The 535-nt window shown below is 61.3% G+C and carries 1 protein-coding gene; it reads right to left on the minus strand.

What is annotated here, in order from left to right; all coding sequences use genetic code 11:
- Nucleotides 1-437: transposase (locus ACW5DW_RS17125; protein WP_457020508.1), on the minus strand; the 437-nt coding region annotated here is incomplete at its 3' end.
- Between the last annotated feature and the right edge of the window lie 98 nt (nucleotides 438-535).

The raw sequence follows: 535 nt of genomic DNA on the forward strand, positions 1-535 counted from the left end.
GTACGCTTGCGCCGTCGTTTTCCGCCCTGCCGCAGGTGTTTGTACAGGCGTCCACCCTGGCGCTGGTCATGACGCACATGGCGGTAGATGGTCATGTGACTGATGCCCGTGCCCACCTGTTCGGGCAAGTGGCAGGCGATCTGCTCGGGACTCCACTGTTGTTCCACCAGCAATGATTCGACATGCGCATAGACGGCTCGATCATGTTGCTTCACGCGCCGGCTGCGGCTGCGCCGACCGTTGGCATGCTCCTGCGCCTTGCTCGGCACATACAGTGGACGAGGCTTGCCTTGAACCACCGTTGCGTTGCGGCCGATCTCGCGACTGATCGTGCTGGGGCTACGCTGCAAGACCTGGGCAATGCAGCGGAACGAGCACCCCTGTCGCTTCAGCACGGACAGGGTGTATCGTTCCGGCTCGGTGAGCTGGTGGTACATGCGGGATCGTCTCTTGCCGGAGAAATCCCTCCCAGTCTGCCAGCTCACCCCTTCTACTTCAGGCGTCGCAGGTGTTGCACTTACTTTGTTAACCTGCG

Source organism: Luteimonas sp. A482, from assembly GCF_054072655.1.